At 55.2% G+C, this 18,325-nt stretch carries 14 protein-coding genes; 5 read left to right on the forward strand and 9 right to left on the reverse strand.

Annotation, left to right across the window (positions count from 1 at the left end):
• Positions 1-83: 83 nt before the first annotated feature.
• Entirely contained in the window at positions 84-236 is a 153-nt protein-coding gene (locus SPI6313_RS22315; protein ID WP_084668962.1) for a helix-turn-helix domain-containing protein, read from the forward strand.
• A gap of 42 nt (positions 237-278) precedes the next feature.
• Here SPI6313_RS22315 and cobJ read toward each other — a convergent pair whose 3' ends face one another.
• Together cobJ and SPI6313_RS09485 are read right to left on the reverse strand one after the other, a co-directional pair.
• Positions 279-2,105 carry a precorrin-3B C(17)-methyltransferase gene (gene cobJ / locus SPI6313_RS09480; RefSeq protein WP_139276600.1) on the reverse strand — a complete coding sequence of 609 codons (1,827 nt, stop codon included), beginning with the start codon at positions 2,103-2,105 and terminating at the stop codon, positions 279-281.
• 44 nt (positions 2,106-2,149) lie between these two features.
• Positions 2,150-3,826, reverse strand: coding sequence for a peptidylprolyl isomerase (locus SPI6313_RS09485; protein WP_175551111.1), 1,677 nt, complete (start codon positions 3,824-3,826; stop codon positions 2,150-2,152).
• A gap of 323 nt (positions 3,827-4,149) precedes the next feature.
• On the opposite strand from SPI6313_RS09485, the gene SPI6313_RS09490 reads away from it, so the two are divergent.
• Positions 4,150-5,019: a tetratricopeptide repeat protein gene (locus tag SPI6313_RS09490; protein ID WP_072620775.1), complete on the forward strand. Its 870-nt coding sequence runs from the start codon at positions 4,150-4,152 to the stop codon at positions 5,017-5,019.
• Between the two features lie 90 nt (positions 5,020-5,109).
• Here the strand turns inward: SPI6313_RS09490 and SPI6313_RS09495 are convergent, their stop codons facing one another.
• Both SPI6313_RS09495 and SPI6313_RS09500 read right to left on the reverse strand, forming a co-directional pair.
• The gene (locus SPI6313_RS09495; RefSeq protein WP_072620776.1) at positions 5,110-6,771 is read right to left on the reverse strand and encodes an NAD(P)H-quinone oxidoreductase subunit 4; all 1,662 of its coding nucleotides are present in this window, start codon (positions 6,769-6,771) and stop codon (positions 5,110-5,112) included.
• Positions 6,772-6,934: 163 nt separating this feature from the next.
• On the reverse strand, positions 6,935-9,877 hold the full coding sequence (locus SPI6313_RS09500) for a protein kinase domain-containing protein (RefSeq protein ID WP_072620777.1): 2,943 nt from the start codon (positions 9,875-9,877) through the stop codon (positions 6,935-6,937).
• Between the two features lie 235 nt (positions 9,878-10,112).
• Between SPI6313_RS09500 and SPI6313_RS09505 the strand changes: the two genes are divergently transcribed.
• Positions 10,113-10,724 (forward strand): 5-formyltetrahydrofolate cyclo-ligase, encoded by a 612-nt coding sequence (locus tag SPI6313_RS09505; protein WP_072620778.1) that lies wholly within the window; start codon positions 10,113-10,115, stop codon positions 10,722-10,724.
• Here the strand turns inward: SPI6313_RS09505 and SPI6313_RS09510 are convergent.
• A complete protein-coding gene (locus SPI6313_RS09510; protein ID WP_072620779.1) occupies positions 10,721-11,341 on the reverse strand; it encodes a TetR/AcrR family transcriptional regulator in 621 nt (206 codons plus the stop codon). The two genes, SPI6313_RS09505 and SPI6313_RS09510, sit on opposite strands and share 4 nt — an antisense overlap.
• Before the next feature lie 118 nt (positions 11,342-11,459).
• Here SPI6313_RS09510 and fraC point away from each other — a divergent pair, with 118 nt between their 5' ends.
• Positions 11,460-12,041 (forward strand): filament integrity protein FraC, encoded by a 582-nt coding sequence (fraC, locus tag SPI6313_RS09515; RefSeq protein WP_139276601.1) that lies wholly within the window; start codon positions 11,460-11,462, stop codon positions 12,039-12,041.
• A gap of 2 nt (positions 12,042-12,043) precedes the next feature.
• Positions 12,044-12,994, forward strand: a complete 951-nt coding sequence (locus SPI6313_RS09520) for a DUF5357 family protein (RefSeq protein WP_072620781.1) — start codon at positions 12,044-12,046, stop codon at positions 12,992-12,994.
• A gap of 177 nt (positions 12,995-13,171) precedes the next feature.
• On the opposite strand, the gene SPI6313_RS09525 is transcribed toward SPI6313_RS09520, so the two are convergent.
• The 4 genes from SPI6313_RS09525 to SPI6313_RS09540 form a co-directional block, all read right to left on the reverse strand.
• Complete coding sequence (locus SPI6313_RS09525; protein WP_072620782.1) at positions 13,172-14,038, reverse strand: 6-carboxytetrahydropterin synthase; 867 nt, start codon at positions 14,036-14,038, stop codon at positions 13,172-13,174.
• An 81-nt stretch (positions 14,039-14,119) separates the two neighbouring features.
• Complete coding sequence (locus SPI6313_RS09530) at positions 14,120-14,518, reverse strand: 2TM domain-containing protein (RefSeq protein WP_072620783.1); 399 nt, start codon at positions 14,516-14,518, stop codon at positions 14,120-14,122.
• A gap of 351 nt (positions 14,519-14,869) precedes the next feature.
• A complete protein-coding gene (gene crtH, locus SPI6313_RS09535; RefSeq protein WP_072620784.1) occupies positions 14,870-16,408 on the reverse strand; it encodes a carotenoid isomerase in 1,539 nt (512 codons plus the stop codon).
• Between the two features lie 409 nt (positions 16,409-16,817).
• Positions 16,818-17,648: an ABC transporter permease gene (locus tag SPI6313_RS09540; protein ID WP_072620785.1), complete on the reverse strand. Its 831-nt coding sequence runs from the start codon at positions 17,646-17,648 to the stop codon at positions 16,818-16,820.
• Positions 17,649-18,325: the final 677 nt, after the last annotated feature.

The raw sequence follows: 18,325 nt of genomic DNA on the forward strand, positions 1-18,325 counted from the left end.
TTTGATGTTTTTTTGCATTGTAAAGAATTTCAGCGATTTTCTAATACACAGCTTTAGCTGAAACAATCCACTAGGCTGTGAGCATGGCTCAAAAAGCATACCGCTATCGTTTCTATCCCACTACCGAACAGGAAACTCTGTTGCAGCCTGGTCGGTGGTTTGTGAGTCTGCTGTATCAATCCCCCACCATAGCGACGTTAGGAGCGTGGTGGTGGGAGAAGATCAATAAGACGTAGAGGAAAAATGAGATGCAGATCACGATTGACTTACAGCCAATGCTAATCCTGCCCCGGAATCGCGTAGCCCCTGGGGGTGATCAGCCAATCGGTGTAGCGGCGGGTGTTGCTGTTGCCGATTAGGACAGTGGTGAGCATGTCGATGGGGTGGGTGAGCATCTCATCAAGGGTGGTGAGGGTAATGGCCTCATCGGGGCGGTAGGCGGATTTGACGAGGGCGACGGGGGTATCGGGGCGGCGATGGGCGAGGAAAATGTCGCGGGCAGTGACGATCTGCTGCTGGCGTTGGCGCGATCGCGGATTATACAACGCCGTCACAAAATCTCCGTGGGCAGCGGCTTCGAGACGTTTAACAATCACATCCCAAGGCGTGAGGAGGTCGCTCAAACTCACGGCACAAAAATCATGCATCAACGGTGTGCCCACCCGGGCCGCTGCGGCCTGGAGGGCCGTGATGCCGGGGAACACCTGCACAGCGGGAGCTTTACCATCCCAACCTTGGGCGGCTAAGACTTCCATCACTAACCCCGCCATCCCGTAAATTCCGCAATCCCCCGACGACACCACCGCCACACTCAGGCCCAGATTGGCCAGTTCAACGGCCCGCTCGGCCCGTTGGGTTTCTTGGGTAATCGGTAGGGCTTCCACCTGTTGACCGGGACGGCGGAGGGGCGCGATCAGGTCGAGGTAGAGGGAATAGCCGATCAGGACATCGGCGGCGGTGATGGCCATTTGGGCGGCGGGGGTGATCTGACTGAGGGAACCGGGGCCCATGCCGACGAGGGCGATCGCACCGGTGCGGCCCGTGTATTCTGTGGCCGAGCGGGCGATCGCGATCGTCACGGCTCCTTCGCCCTCAGCTTTGATCACCTGTTTCGGGACGAGTAACTCAGCGGCTCCGCTGGCCTGGAGGGCGGCAGCCTCGGCAACGCTGGGAGTGCCGACGGTTTGGGCCACATAGTCCGAGGGGTTGGGAACAGCGATCGCGGCGAGGGTGGCGGCGGCAAAGGTACGGAAGGGATAGTCACGGGCAGCGCAAAGATCGAGGAGCGCGGCTTCGTCCCCTTTGAGGTCGATACTGGCAATGCCAGCGATCGCAGCGGGCGCGAGGTTAAAGTCTTGGCACACTTGCGTTAATGCCGCTGTGATCACGGCCAAACTTGTGCCCCGTTCACACCCCATCCCCACCCAGAGGACGCGGGGATACCATTGCACCGTGGGGGGTTCAGGCTGAGCCGGGTGGGGGCGATAGTCGATCCAAACCTGGGCGGCGGCGATGGGGTCTGGCGCGAAGGTCAGGGGATGATCGGGGGGGAGACTGTCGCGCCAACCGGTCGCGCCGCTGGTTTGGGTGACATGAACCACCGCCTGACGGGCGATCGCTGCACTCACCCCTGTCCAATCCCCCGCCCCCCGTCGCCAGCCCCAGGGTTTCCCCCACAGATCCACCGCTGGCATCTGTTGACCATGGGATGCGCCGGTGATGATCGGGGTCGCGCCCCAATAATGGGCGAGGGTTTGGGCGAGGCGATCGCCGCCGCCTTGGTGGCCACCGCAGAGACTGATCACAGTCTTACCCTGGGGATCAACCACGAGCACCGCCGGGTCGGTGGCTTTGTCGGTTAAGCATGGCGCAATGAGACGCACCACGGCCCCCGTGGCGAGGGCAAAAATCAGACCATCATAGTCCTGCCAAAGACCAGGGAGGCGATCGCGCAATCCAGCGCCGTAGGATTGCAGGGGAAATTCCGTCGCGAGGTGGGGCGGCACGAAGAGCGGCCAACCCTGTTCACGACAGAGGGGCAAGAGGGTTTGAATGGCAGCGGGCGTTGTGGCGATCGCCGCCAAGGATTGAGAAATCACAGTCATCGTCAGAAGGTGAACCGGAGCCATCAGACTCCCGGCGCGAAGGGTTAATCCACAGCCGCTGAATCCGCGTCTGCCCCCTCTAGTGAAGCATCAATTTGGGGATCATCTCCATCAACTTCTCGATTCTCCGGCAGCAGATCACCGCCTGACAACTCTGAACTATTGGAGGGTGACAGCGGCAGAGCGACCCTTTCTTGCGTATCACGGCCTTGGATTTGCACCTCAAATGCGATCGTCTCGGTGTTGTCCCGCAGCCGTTTGACATATTCTAAATACACTTGATATTCGATCGCTTTTTCCTGAGCCACGCCGTAGAACTGGCTGTCTTCAGGAACCGCTTCCATCGAGACCACAGCTTGATCCCAAGCGCGTACCGCCTTATCCCAATTTTGATGAGTTTGGGCACTTTGACCGATCAAAACCGCCTCTTCTGCATCCCGCACCGCCGTATAAAAGGCGAGATCTGAATTCCCTTGCTGCTGGCGGGCGTATTCTTCGTAACCTTGATATTCAATGACCTTATCTTGGGCTTGAGCGTAGTTAGGGTCATTGACGGGAACCGCCCGCATCAACTCCACTGAGGTTTCCCAATGGTGGGCGATCGCATCCCAATCCGCCGCCGTTCTCGCCTTGGGAATCGCCTCCACCGCAGCATTAGCATGGTTCACCGCATTGCGGAACGCTTCTTTTTGGGCGTTGGCTTGGGTGGTGGCAACGATCGCCGTTGATGACGTGGGCGAGTTCGCCGTTTCAGCGAGTTGAGCCGTAGTATCCGGTGCTGAGTCCGAACCAAAACCAAAGAGAGCCGCTAAAGACCACCCTCCCAACGCCAACGGCACGAGGGACATCAACACCGCTTCGGTAAAACGGGGGCTGCGACGCTTGCTGGAATTACGATCGAGACCATTCACCGTCGGAACCGGGAGGGATTTCCGGGCCGCGTTTTGGGGTGCTTTCGCGGCGGCGGAGGAATTTTCAGGGTAGAGGGGTGGTTCGAGTTCTTCGTCAATACTGCTGGGGAGGGGCGCGATCGCCTGCGGTGCCGCCGGAGCGGGAGCCGGTTCCGTCGCCGGAGCCCCAGCGGGCAGAGATGCGGGAGCCGCCCCAGCGGGGAGATTGAGCAGATCGGGAATCTGAATCACATCGGCCTGTTGAGCGATCGCCTGGCGCATCCAAGTTTCAAACCGCTCATCCAGCAACCGTTGCCGCAAAGCCTCATCAAACTGCGCCGGAATATAGCGTTCCAAACGCACAATCACCACCCATTGATCCACCCGAAACGGCGGCGACACCTGGCCCGGCTGGCTAATCCGCAACATCTGCGCCAATTTTTGATGGAGATTATGCAGTTCTAGGGGCCCCACGAGGCCATTGGTACGGGCTTCGGGGCCTTGGGAATAGCGGGTGGCCAGTTCTGCGAAATCCGCTTCCCCTTCCCGCAGCCGGAAATAGAGTTCCTGGATGATTTCGAGATTGTCGGTTTGAATCAAGGAAAACAAAACTTGGTCGTAGCGTTCCTGTTGATTGAGAAAATCCGCTTCAACGAGATTCCCCCAAGCGGCGAGTTTGAATTTTTGCAGTTTCAACTGACGCGGGGCAATGCGGCGAATCTGCTCCGGGGCCACGTTGAAATATTGGGGGTTTTTCGCCAATGCCTCGCAGCATTGAGTCAATTCTGCGTCGCTGTAGTCTATCTCTGCGATCGCACGCTCAATGGTCAATTCTCGTAATAAATGGGGAAGAACTTGCGGTGAAGTCAACAAGTTCACAACGTCTTCGGCACCCAAATTTTGTTGGCTTACGTTTAGAACTGCGCTCATGGTTCAGTGGCTGATTGATGGCGAATCGGGACTCCTCCCTATTCTAGGCCCTTCCTTTCCAAAAATCGCCCCACAGATGGCGTAAGTTTAACGAATTATGAAGTGGTTTCAATTCGCCACTGAATCATACAACACATCTCAATTCCGGTGAAATCTTTTAAAATAATGCAGCCCGATTCCTCATCACCTTAGTCATCCTCTGAATCGCTTCACCGCCCTCCCCTATGAATCACCCCATCTATCGCACCCTCGAAGCGCGTCCCGATAACTATCAGGGCTGGTATCAACAGGCCCGCGCCCTCCATGATCAGCGCCGGTATCAAGATGCGTTGTTTTGCTATGAAAAAGCCCTGGAACATAAGCCGGATGACTATTGGGGCTGGTATCGCAAGGGCACAATTCTCGAAGAATTGGGCGATTATGAAGACGCGATGCATTGTTATCAAGCGGCGGCCCAAGCCCGTTCGGATGACTATTGGGCGTGGTATAGCTTGGGCTATATTGCCCTCAAGGATTTGGAGAATTATCCCCAGGCGGCCCATTATTTTGCCCAAGCGCGACGAACTAATCCCGATGACTATTGGAGTTGTTACCGTCAGGGGGAGGCGTTGCGGTTGGCGGGGCAATTGGATGAGGCGATCGCTTGTTTTGATGCGGCGTTGAACCTGCGACCCGATGACTATTGGACGGTGTATCGGCGGGGGGATGCCCTGCGCCAAAGTGGGGCCTATGAGGCTGCGTTTCAGGCCTATGGTGAGGCGTTACGCCTGCGACCCGATGACTATTGGGCCGTCTATCAGCAGGGGGATTTGTTGCGGTTAATGGGGCATCCCTACGCGGCGTTGTCGGTGTTTCGGCAGTTGTGGGCGATCGCCCCCGATGATGAGACGGTGTGGTATGCGATCGCCCTCTGTTACGGCATGATCGGCGATGGCATCGGAGTCGTCCGGATGCTCGAACCCACGATCCAGCGCGACCCCCAGCATTACCTCCACAAAATCGAGCAAGACCCCGCCTTTGACCCCGTGCGTACCATCGCAGTGGTGCAGCATTTGGTTGATGTGTGCCAGGCGGAACTCGATAGCGGGGCTTAACGTTAAATGTTGAGCATCGAGCCGAAAAAAAGGGGCTTCACGCCCCTTTTTTTCGGTCAATTCCCAGCAAGTCCTAGCCCATTGACCGGGTTAAGGATGGGGCAGAATCGTTGCTTCTGCGATCGCTGTCGCCCCGGCCTGCACCTGTTCATAGGTGGCCACCATCGCACCATTCACCGCTGTGGTGCTGGTGTCATAGATCGACGTGGCGAGTTTCGGATAGCAGCCGATCGCAATAATCAACGCCAGAAAACTCACCGCAATCATCACTTCACGAGGGCGAGTATCCCCAAATACCGATTCACCGGGCAAGACACAATCCGTCCCGAAACAGACCGCCGCTTGGTTTTCTGTGAAATCGCGGCGCAGTTCAGGGTCAGCAATATCGCAGGCGGGAATAATCTTCGAGCCGTAGAACGATCCGTAAAATACCTGGCGCACCATTGAGAGCAGATAGATCGGCGTGAGAATGACTCCCACCGCAGCCAAGAAAACAATCACCACCCGAAACGTCAAACTATAGGCCGGACTGGTGGCAATGCCCAAGAAGACCGCCAACTCACTGACAAAGCCACTCATGCCAGGGAGAGCGAGGGAGGCGAGGGCCCCGGTGGTGTAGAGGGCGAAGACCTTCGGCATTAACCGCCCAATGCCCCCCATGTCATCCATGGTCAGGGTGTGGGTGCGATCGTAGGTGACCCCCGTTAAGAAGAACAACACCGACGCAATCAAGCCGTGGGAAATCATCTGGAGCATCGCCCCACTCATCCCCAAATCCGTAAACGACGCTAACCCAATCAACACAAACCCCATATGGGACACCGACGAATAGGCCAAGCGGCGTTTCATATTCATCTGGGCGAAGGAGGTCAACGCGCCATAGACAATATTCACCACCCCCAACGTCACCAACAGCGGCGCGAAATAAATATGGGCATCGGGTAACAGGCCCATATTGAACCGAATCAAGCCATAGGCCCCCATTTTCAACAGCACCCCAGCCAAGATCATCGACACCGGGGCTGAGGCTTCACCATGGGCATCGGGAAGCCAGGTATGGAAGGGGAAGGCGGCTAACTTCACCCCAAAGGCAACGAGCAAGCCTAGATAGAGGGGAATTTCCAAGGTGAGGGGAATTTCTTTCAAGCCGAGATCCACCAAATCAAAACTCAGCGGCCCACCACCATAGAGCGCCAAGGCCAAACCTGCCACGAGGATAAAGATCGAGGCCAAGGCGGTATAGAGTAAAAATTTCATGGCAGCATACTGCCGTTTGGGCCCGCCCCAAATGCAGACGAGCAAGTACACCGGCACTAATTCTAGTTCCCACATGATGAAGAACAAAATGAGGTCTTGGGCGACAAAGACCCCAATTTGGGCGGCATAGAGCACCAACATTAGGAAATAGAAAAGGCGGGGTTTGCGGTCTACTTGCCAGGCGGAGAGCAGGGCAAGAGTGCTGACAAATCCGGCTAAGAGGACGAGGGGAACGGAAATGCCATCGACGGATACTGTCCAATGAATACCGAGGGGGGTAATCCAGTTAAAGGTTTCAACGATTTGGAAACCGGATTGGGCGGGATCGTAATGTTGCCAAAACACTTGGCACATGAGGGCGAAATCAATGAGAGCAACGCTCAGAGCATACCAGCGGAGGGTTTTGCCGTCCTTGTCTGGGATGATGGGAACGAGGAGTGCCGCCACGAAGGGTAGGGCGAGAATGGTGGTGAGCCACGGAAATGATTCAGTCATTCAGGATTCAAGGTGAGGGTTCAACGCGGAGTGATGCGCTACAGAAACAGGTTCATTCTCCCATTAATTGTCCTGATTTTTTAATATTTCTTAAGGTTGTGTGATGATCTTTCGTTATGGTTCACATAAATTCAACAAACAATAACATCAACGGGATGGTGTGCTAGGGGGTGAGTTGACCTTGGAGGAGGACCGTTCCGGTTCCAGTGCTGGGTTGGGCGAGGATGTAGTATTCGTTGTTGCGGGGGTTGACGAAGAGATATTGCCCGGTGAGGGGGGTGGTGTTGCCGGCGGAGGTGAGGGGGGGAAGTTGCCAGGCTTGGCGGCGGGCGAGGGTTTGGGGGTCGAGTTGAATGAGTTGATTGGCGGGGTCGCCGTCGAGGGCGAGGAGGGGGGGGCTGAGGGAGAAGCGATGGGGGAGGGGGTTGGGGTTTTGGAGGGCGATCGCACTCGGTTGCATCGTTTGATTTCCTTGCAAACTGGGCAGTGGGAATGAGAAGCCGCGATCGCTCACGGCCCGGCGGCCGTCTTGGGTGATCCAGAGGCGATCGCCAACGTTCTGATCCCCGGCCCCTTGCCAGCGTCCCCGCACCACCGGCTCCCCCTGGGAGAGATCCACCACTTGCACCTGTTTCCCCCCCCGACTCAGGGCTAAGAGGGTGCGGCCGTTGGGGTGGAGGGTGAGGCTACTTTGGGCAAAACTGAGGCCGGCCGTTTCGAGGAGAGCGGCTTCGTTGGTGTTGAGGTTAATCCCCCACAGTCTGGGATTGTCGGTGCTGGACACATAGGCCCAGCGATTGGCGGTGAGGACGAGATCATGAATTTGTCCGGCGACCATAATCTGGTTTTCGATTTGGTTGCGTTGGAGGTTAATGAGGGTCAATTGATTGCCATTGGCCACGGCGGCCAGTTGCCCGGAGGGATCGACGACAACGAGGCGGGGGCTGTTTTGCAGGGGGATGGTTTGTAAGCGTTGGGAGAGGGGGCTGTAATGGTGTAGTTGGTTGGCGTTGGTGGGGATCATGACGATGCGATCGAGGGCGGGGCTGTAGGTGGCAGCGGCGATCGCAAAATCAAAGGAACGCAGTTGAGCGGGAAGCTGCGGCAGCGGTGCGTCGGACGGGTCTTCCGTATCCTGGGGAGCAGTGATCGCGGGGTCGGCAGTCGAGAGGGTGGCGGTTTGGGTGATTTGCCGAATCACATGGACGGCGACGCTGTAGAACAGCACCAACGTCGCCACCACAACGGCAATCACGATCGCGATCGTCGCCGCCGGCGGTACTTTTTTTTGATTCAGTTTTTGAATCGGGCGGATCACCGTTGAACGCCGCGATCCAATCCCATCGAGATCCCGCAACACCTCCGCCACCGTGGTGTAACGTTGCCGAAAGTCGTAGCGCACCATGCGATCCAAAATATCCCGCAGGGCTGGATTCATGTTTTTTTGCTGGATGCGATCGTGCCACAGCACCTCCCCGGTTTGGGGATCTTCGGGTAAATGTTCCGGCTCAACGCCCGTTAACGCCTGAATCGCAATCATGCCCAAGGCATAGAGGTCACTATTGAGCCGGGGTTTCCCTTGGGTTTGCTCACTAGGGGCATAGCCCGGCGTGCCGATCGCCACCGTCATATTCGTTTTCCCCTGACGATCCACCTGTTCGCCAATTTGCTTCACCGCCCCAAAATCAATCAGCACCAATTCCCCCGTCGTGCGTCGTCGAATATTGGCCGGTTTCAAATCTCGGTGAATCACATTCTTGCCATGGACAAACTCTAAAATGGCTAAAACCTCCCGCAACAGGCGCGTTACCTTGACCTCGCTCCAGGTTTTGCCAGGGGGTAACTCTGCATCAATATCCTGCCCTTCGATATAGTCCTGCACCAGATAAAACTCGCTATCTTCTTCAAAATAGGCGAGCAATTGCGGGATCTGTGGATGTTGCCCCAGTTGGCTGAGGACTTCCGCTTCGCTGAAAAAGAGACGGCGGGCTAACTTCAAGGCTTGGGGTGTGGTGCGGTAGGGGTGCAGTTGTTTCACCACACATTGGGGGCGGCCGGGAAATTGCTCATCTTCGGCCAGAAAGGTTTTCCCAAACCCCCCATCACCCAGTTGCCGGATGATCCGGTAGCGTTGCCCAATCAGATCCGCTGGGGGGGAGGGGGAGGAGAGTGGGGGCGGCGGTTTAGGGGGATCAGTGGGGTTGAGGATGGCGGTTTTTTGGTGGGCGGTGGTGGCAGGGGTATGGGTGGATGCGGTTTGAGCAACGGTGGCGGCGGGGGAATCGTCGTCTTCGTCCCAGGTGGCGATGGTCATGGCGGTGCCGTTGAGCCATTGGAGGGCATCTTGGGCGGTGGGATAGGTGAATTGCAGCAGACCGTGGAGGACGGTTTGGAGGCGATCGCCCTCCTTGAACATCCCATCGAGATCCATCGCTTTGAGATCAATCGCTTCGGGATCACAGCCTCTTAAAAGCTGCACCGCCAACACCCCCACACTGTAAAGATCGTAAGCCGGGGTGATTTTACCCTGCCATTGGGGGGGGCTATAGCCCGGTTGCCCGACCCGCTGCCGCAGCGTCACTTTACCCTGGCCATTGAGTTGTAACAGGCCCAACTGGGCCAAACCGCCAAAATCTGTTAACAACCAATGGCGATCGCGCTCACTCCAACGCCAACTTGCCGGACTCAAGTTGCGATGGGTGAGGCCCTGATCATGCACCACGGTGAGAATGGGCAACCATTGCTGTAGTAAGCGAATCACCTCACTGGCCTCTCGCTTGGGGGTGGTATCCAATTGTTCGAGGAGCGATCGCCCCGGTTGCCAATCCTGCACCAGATAAAATTCCTGCTCCTCCTCAAACGCCGCCTGAACCGTGGGGATATAGGGGCTTTGTCCCAACCGTTTCAAGCGTTTAGTTTCCTTCTGAAACAGGGTTCGCGCCGCCTGAAGTAACGTGGGATGGGTCGCGTTGAGGCGGAAATGCTGCACCCAACAGGTGGGATTGCCGGGCCGCTGCAAATCTTCGGCTAAATACTGCTGATGCAGAAAGCCGGTGGTCAAGGTGCGGGTAATTCCGTAGCGATTGTGGAGCAGGGAGGCAGCCATAGGCACATCTTGTAAAACAGCATCAACGATCAAAACCCAATCCCGATGCTTTTTTCATTAAAACTCAATTCACGATCCGATCTGAGGGGACAACAGGACTCAACCCGCTAGATTGCTGGGGGCTTGCCTGGTACAGGGCAGGATCAAAGGGAACGCTTGCGGCGGGGGAGCAGAGTTTGTTTTATGGTGAATGGGGGTATTGTCTCACGCCGCTGATTGCCATTGCTGTACCGAAATGTCTGATTTTCGCGCCCCCGCTCACCCGTCGAAACAACAACTGCGCCGCACTTTTTTAAGCCAGCGGCGTGCGCTCTCTTCCACCGCTTGGCAAGCTCACAGTCAGCATCTGTGCGATCGCTTAACCCAACTCCCCCAAGTGCAACAGGCCCGCACAATTTTAGCCTACCAAAGCATCCGTCAAGAACCGGATTTAACCCCCCTATTCTCCACCCTAGCGAAGGATTGGGGTTTACCGCGTTGCGTGGGAAAAACGCTGCAATGGCATCGGTGGCGATGGGGCCAACCGTTGGTACAGGGGCAGTACGGCATTGGGGAGCCTGACCCCACCTTACCCAGGGTGGAGCCGTCCCAGGTGGATCTAATTCTCGTGCCCTGTGTGGCCTGCGATCGCGCCGGTTATCGACTCGGCTACGGCGGCGGCTATTACGATCGCTTCTGCGCCGATCCCCAATGGCAGGGCATTCCCGCCATCGGCTTACTGTTTGAATCAGCCTACGTTGACACCCTCCCCCATGATCCCTGGGATGTGCCCCTGTCGGGAGTCTGCACAGAATCGGGATATCATGCCGCCGCGACCCTCCCGATCCCTGAAGAGACTAGCCCCTAAGCCAGCACCCCATTGAGGAAAATATCCGCCAACCCTTCCGCCATTTCCTTCATCGCTTCAGGGGAGGCATCGGGTTCCATGATCGTTTGATCTGAAAACCCCGCCACGGCGAACATCCCCAAAAAGACCCGCGCCACCACTTTCGGATTCATGCGACGATAGATGCCTTTCTCCATGGCGGTTTCAAAAAAGGCTTCAGCCACATCGGTCATTTTGGTAATCACATCAGATTGAATGCGATCGCGCAACTCCGGATGAAACTGCGCCTCCATAAAGCACACCCGCATCAAGTCACTACTTTCGGCCATCCGCAACATCCGCCGCCGCATCACCTGGGCCACCGCTTTATAGCTGCCCATCTCGCTCAACTCGGTTAATAAATCCGTCAGAATCTCAACCCAGCCCTTCGTCGCCACTTCGATCAGAATCGCCTTTTTATTACTAAAGTGACGAAATAATGTTCCTTCCGCTACCCCTGCCGCCGTCGCCAGGTCTTTCGTTGTTGTAGCATCGTAGCCTTTACGAGCAAACAGCTTTAAGGCTGCTTGCAGGATACGATCCCTGGTGCTGTTTTCCGAGGAAGCCAACGGGGAAGATCGCCGAGAAAAAACGCGCATGGCTTTGATCGTGAACTCAAAGGATATGATTTCAAAGTAACGTTACTTTCGCCGCTGTATCGACAATTACGACTAAAGCTTCATAAAAGTTGCGATTCGTTCATTTATCTTTGTTTCTTTGGAGACGATTCTCAAGAGCCTAACGATGCCGGATATTTTTGCTTGGACTGTATTTCCCGCCCCGATCATTGTCTTTCAATTGCTTTCTCTGGTGTTTAGCATCGCCATTGAAGCCTATATTTTTTCCCGAAAATTACTGTTGACTCGTCGGGAGTGCATTCAATATTCGGTGACCATTAATCTGATGAGTGCGATCGCGCTTTGGGTTTTAGGGTTTGTGATTCAGGGACTACTACCCAAACCCCTCAAACTCCAACTGATTAGTTACATTGTGTTGGGTCAAGGCTATGACTTTCAGAATTTGGCAATCTTAAACATTTGCATTGTTTTATTATTTATCTTAATCTTTTTTATTGTCTGTATTGTGGAATTCAAAGGATTAGATTTCATCGAAGTGATGTTTAGTGATTGGCCAGAATCCGACCCCGATCACGAGGATTCTTCATTGGTTCAGTATCTATTGCAAGCCCTGACCTACACCGATCCCCAAAAAATATCCGCCATTTTTTGGGCTAATGCCTTCAGCAACAGCGCGATTCTCCTCGTGCTCTTGCTGGCTCTGTTGCAATATTACGGATAGCCATGGCGAAATTTTTCGGCTTTCTCTTCAAACTGGTCAAACCCCCACAGTTTAACTCGTGGCAAACCTTCACCGCCCTCGCTGTTTTCTTTTTTATCAGTGCGATCGCCGCCAATGACTTTTTGCGAGAAGTGCTCGCTTTCACGAGTTTCATCTGTTTGGGAATTGGCGTGACCTGGGCCGGTTTAGAACAATCATGGGTGATCACCCCTTGGTTAACCTCGGCATTTATCTGCCTCTTTTTACGGGGATTACTCAACATCAGCCCCCAGATTCTGCTGTTGGGTTGGCTGCCGGGTGCGGCCTGCTTGGCGATTATTCCCCACTGTGTCCGGTCGGATTTTTCCTGGCATCCCCCCAATCTTGCCTCACGGCGTTACCTGACGATCCTGTTTACCAGTCAGTTGTTATTGACCTGTTGGCTGGAGTTCTTTTTTGTGGTGCAGGGGTGGATTATGGCCTATCCGAGTTTGTTGGTGGATGATTTTAGTCAGAGTTTATTTGTCCGCCAGGTTCAGATGGGGACGGAGCCATTGCCGCGCAGCATCCAATTGCTCAACCTGTTACGCCCGGCCATTGAACTGGAATTGGGAAATAAAGATTGGCCCACGATGGAGCGTTGGTTACAGCAGCTTTACACCGTGCCTCATAGCATGGATGATTTTGTCAAACCGGCCTTAGCAAGGTCAACCTGGGCAACGTTGCCGGAAAATGAGTTTTGGCAGGTGACGGCGATCGCATCACCCTCCCCCGATCGCCCCGATGGTTATCAACTTCGCTGGATCGCCCAATGGACGGGGCCGCGATCGCCCGCCGCCGAAGAAAACAACCCCTACGACAGCGATCTCCTCTGCACCCTCTACCCCGAAAACCAAGCCAGTTACGTCGAATGCAACGAAGCCCGACAGATCAACGCACCTACGTCAGAGGATCTCACCCCCTTTTTGGAATGATCCAGAGGACAAGGGCTGATTGACGGACAAAAAGGTTCTGATGTCGTGATCTGACCCCGTAGACATCTGGGCTTGGTCACCAAGCCCCTACGAGGGCCGATCCGGTAGGGGTTTGGTTTCCAAACCCTTGGGTCAGTCAATCAGGGGCAAGGGTGGTGTTTGGATCGAAAGTTGGGATTAAACCAAGGCCGGTTCAGCGATCGCGCCTAACCCTTGGGGAGCCGTCGCCCTGCGGCAGAAAATTTCCGCCGAATTATTGGGGCTTTCAATCAGTTTGACGCGATCCAACTCCACCCCCAACGCCGCGAGAGGAGCTTGCAACGTTTGGGCAACATACATCGCAATATTTTCCGCAGTGGGGACAATCTCTGCAAAGTAGGGAATATCTTTATTCAGGAACGTGTGATCCATCGGTTCGACAATTAACCGATCCACCACCTCCTGAAACGCCGTCAAATCCACAATCATCCCCGTGCGTGGGTCAATCGCCCCCGCCACACTCACCTCTAAATGGTAGTTATGACCATGGCCATGGGGCCGGGCACATTTACCGTAAATTTCCACATTTTGGTCATAGTCTAAACTCTCCAACGCCAGACGGTGAGCGGCGCTGAAGTGGGTGCTAATCGTTAGGGTTGCGTTCATATGATTGCCGGCGTAGGTGGCCCAAAGTTCAGGATGTTCAAAGAGTTGGATGTTAATCAAGGGGAGATGAGGCGCAAGACGCTGCCAAATCACCCGTGCCACATTTTCCGTGGTGGGGAGGGTCACTTCAAACTCTGGCCACACGGTATTGAGATAGGAAAAATTGAGGTCTTGGATCACAGCATTGCGGATGGCAGACTTAACCTCGGAGAGGTTTTGCACCATGCCGTATTGATCCAGTTCGCCCGCCAGGGATACATAAAGCGTATAGTTGTGGCCGTGACCGGGAAAGCGACTACAGGCCCCGAATTTGGCTTGATTGTCCGCCTCGCTCCATTCGGGCAGCCAATAGCGGTGGCTCGCCGCGAATTGCGCTCGGCGGTGAATAATACAGTGCATAAAATGTTGTGTCAGTGTAAAGCTTTGTAACCTGTACTGACTAGGATAAACGATCGCTGGAAGCCATGGCCGGGATTCGGCCTAGGATTTTGAGGAAGAGAGGGTCGGGTGAAGGACGAGGGCTAAGCCCCAACCTACGATGGGATAAATTGCCCAGGATAAGCTCCCCACAATGATCAGGTTCAAGGTTACCAAGCCCGCATTGACTAAACAGTAGTTTAGCCAGGATTGATTGTCTGAGGTGGGGGCGGCGGGTTCGGCGGGTTCAGGGGTGGCGGTGCTGTGGGGGGGCGTGGCAAGCCAATCTTCTTCGATGATATGGAGGTGTTCGGCGGGAATCTTCAGTTCGCGGGCGAGTTGATGGAGCCGAGCGGGGGAATATTCCACTTTTTTGCGGCAAGCGAGGGCGGCTTGGACGATGTAGTCGATGCTTTCGGCGGAATATCGCGGGATATAGCGTGAAGGGGTGGGGGTCGTCATGATGGGAGCACGGGTAGTGGGGCGGTGTAGATGCCTACAGGGTGTCAATGCTAATGGGAAAGTCGATCGCACCAGAGCAGCGATCGCTCAAACCGACAAAACTAACTGATGGAGATAAAAAAGACTGACGACGCGCTGATGATTTAGGCGAGGAGTCGTAATGTTTTTATACAATCACGACATGAATGCAATAGGTTGCAGTTAACTCTAGTGTATATTCAGCCGATTGCCTAAGTCAAATTTGCATCAAATGTGGTATGGAAGGTGACACCTTTGGGGTGGATATTGGAGGGCGATCGCCGTAGTCTAGCCTTGATTCACTCATCGCCCCCCATTCACCGCCCGCACCCCTTAAACCTGCCCCAAATCCGCCGCCACCCGATGGGCACAGGCAAACCCCGAAAACGCCACCGCATTCAGCCCCTGCCCCGGAAACGTACTATCCCCCACACAATACAGCCCCGGAATTGCCGTGCGGTTAAAGGGCATTGTCAACAGCCCCGGCAACTTACGGCGGGGAATGGGCCCATAGGTGCCATCCTCCCGACCGAGAAAACGGCGATGGGTGCGGGCTGTGCCGATTTCCAGATAATCCACCTGATCGCCCAGACCGGGGAAAATCGCCTCTAAGCGGGTGATCAACCGTTGAGCCGCAGCGGTTTTTTTCGCCTCATAGTCCGACTGGCTCAGGTTCTGCCAAGCGTCGATCCAACTGGGGGTAAAGGTGTGGATGATGTGGCGATCCGGTGGGGCGAGGCTGGGGTCAAGGAGGGTGGGGATTGAGACGAAAATTGTCCCTTCCGGGTCTTCCATCTGGGCCCAATCTTCGAGCAGGATATGGTGGCATTCTGTGCCCGGTGGCAGGGCGGCGGCCTTCACTCCTAAATGCACGGATAGAAAGCTGGGGGATTTTTGGTAACGGCTCTGCCAGCGTTGCTCACGGGCGGGGAGTTGTTCCGGGGGAAGGAGTTTCTCGAAGGTGTCCCAGCGGGTGGCGTTGGAGATGATGCGCTGGGCGCGGAGGGTTTCGCCGCTGGCGAGGGTGACCCCCACGGCGCGATCGCCCTCGATCAGGATTTTATTCACCCGTGCTTTGTAGCGAATTTCGCCGCCGTGTTGGGTGAGGCCGATGGCGAGTTTTTGGGCAATTTGGCCCACGCCGCCCTTGGGGTAGTTGATGCCGCCGTAGTGGCGATCGCTAAACACCATCCCGGCATTAATCATCGGGGTTTGTGCTGCCGGAACCACCGACCAGCAGTAACATTCCATATCAATAAACTTCAGCAATTCCGGGTCGCTAAGATGGCGGCGGGCCACATCTCCCACATTTTGCGGCAGATATTTCACCAACCCCAAGCAAGCCCAGGGACGCTGAAAAAAGATGCGGAACAGGTAGCGGAATTCCTCTAATGACAGCAATTCCATCACATTGAGGCAGTTAAACACTGCCCAACATTCATCGTAGAATTTGCGAATCCCGGTTTTTTCCTGGGGGAAGCGATCGCACAGTTCCCCTAAAAATTGCTCATAGTCCCGGTGGACTTTAATCTCTAAATCATTGGGCAGATGGTAGTGAATTTGGCAGGGGTCGGGGATGGTTTCAATCGCCTGATCCACCGCAGCGAGGGCGCGGGTGAGGAGGTTCGTCGTCCCTTCCGTCCCAAACCCAAAAATCATCGACGCGCCCACATCAAAGCGATACCCCTCCCGCTCAAAATATCCCGCACTCCCCCCCGGAATTAAATAGCGTTCGAGCACCACAACGCTCATGCCCTTGGCGGCCAGTTGGGTCGCGGTGACGAGGCCACCAATCCCGGAGCCGATCACGATCGCATCGTAGGATGAGGGTGCTGAGGAGACTTGTTGAATATTATTTTCAGTTACTGTCATTTCGGTTAGGGGGTGTTGCGCCCGACGCGAAGCTTGAACTTTTGTAAATTTTCCCTAGATTAGCATTTTGTGGGGAAGCTCAGACGCGATCGCCCCCGATTCACTAAGCCTTTTCTGGGCTAACGCGAATCGTCGAATACAAAAAGGTGGGACTTGACCTTGGCCAAAGTCCCACCGGCTGAATCCATAACAGAGAGGAGAACACTGAAGACATTATGTCCTTATTGAAAATAAATGTCAATAGATTTCTGCGGAACTTGGCAACAACGCGCTCAACTTAGCCGGGAGCATCCCACTCTGGCAGGAGTGAGCCAGAGGCTCACACTCCCATGGCCGTCATCCTCTGGCGTGCCAGCATCTCGCTCGCTGCTCTGCTCAGGGGATCACATGCGGGCTAGGTTAAAAGCCGTTAATCCCGTTGGTTGGCGAATTTGCGGGAACCCCAGAAGGAAAGGGCGATCGCTACCGTGAGCAGAATCGGGATGGAATACCAGGGAAATTCCGACAGGGGCGCGTAGGCTGCCGCCCGTAATGCCGTGGTGGTGTAGGTGAGGGGCAAGCAATAGACCACGCCTTTTAACAGGAGGGGTAAGGTGGCGGGGTCAAAAAAGGTCGCGCCCAGGAACGACATCGGCACAATCACGAAATTATTAAACAAGCCCACACTTTCGAGGGACTGCACCGTTAACCCAGCAATCACCCCCAAGCCAGCAAACACAGCACAGTTCAGCACCACCACCAGCAAAAAGAGCGGGTTAATGAAGCTCCACACTTTGCCCGTGAAGAGAATCGCCACCACGAGCACCGATCCGGCAGTCATTAAGCCCCGGACAATCCCCGCGAGCATTTTCCCTAAATGGAGGGCGAGGGGATGGATCGGCATCAGGAGCAGTTCTTCAAAGGTTTTGCTGTAGAGGCGATCGCCACAAATCGAAAACGTCGTACCGCCAAAACTAATCGTCATCGACGACAGGGCAATCATCCCCGGCAAAATAAATTCCAGATAGTTATCCCCCATCGGCGCATCCATGGCTTGATCTAAGGCACTGCCCAGCCCAAGACCAAAGGCAAGGATATAGATCAGGGGTGAAATTAAGCCCGTAGACGCGACCTGGAGAACCCGCACCCGCAGATCCAGCCAATCCCCCCAGAAGATGGTCAGGGTATCGACCCACAGGGTTTGGACAGCGCGGGGTTGACGAAGCGATGGGCGGGATTGAGTGAGTTCAGCGTTCACCATGGATTCCTATACACAATTCAGAAGCGGTGATCTTACTTTACATTTCTTGGCGAATTGAATGGGGAACAGTTGTGTTGAGCGATACCCGATCCGGACTGAATCCCCTGTATTAGAGAATGGGGGTCGAATTTGAAAGTTGAATTTGGTTTGGAAGCAGTGAGCCAGAGGCTCACCCTACATGAGTGCTTTGTAGTGCGAGCTTCTAGCTCGCTGCTCCGTAGTGCGAGCTTCTAGCTCGCTGCCATCAAGCCATCTAGTTAGTCAGGTAATCAGCAGTGAGCCAGAGGCTCACCCTACATGAGTGCTTTGTAGTGCGAGCTTCTAGCTCGCTGCCATCAAGCCATCTAGTTAGCCAGGTAATCAGCAGTGAGCCAGAGGCTCACCCTACATGAGTGTTCCGTAGTGCGAGCTTCTAGCTCGCTGCTTTGTAGTGCGAGCTTCTAGCTCGCTGCTCCGTAGTGCGAGCTTCTAGCTCGCTGCCATCAAGCCATCTAGTGAGTCAGGTAATCAGCAGTGAGCCAGAGGCTCACCCTACATGAGTGCTTTGTAGTGCGAGCTTCTAGCTCGCTGCTTTGTAGTGCGAGCTTCTAGCTCGCTGCCATCAAGCCATCTAGTGAGCCAGGTAATCAGCAGTGAGCCAGAGGCTCACCCTACATGAGTGTTCCGTAGTGCGAGCT

Source organism: Spirulina major PCC 6313 (assembly GCF_001890765.1).
Classification (GTDB): domain Bacteria; phylum Cyanobacteriota; class Cyanobacteriia; order Cyanobacteriales; family Spirulinaceae; genus Spirulina; species Spirulina major.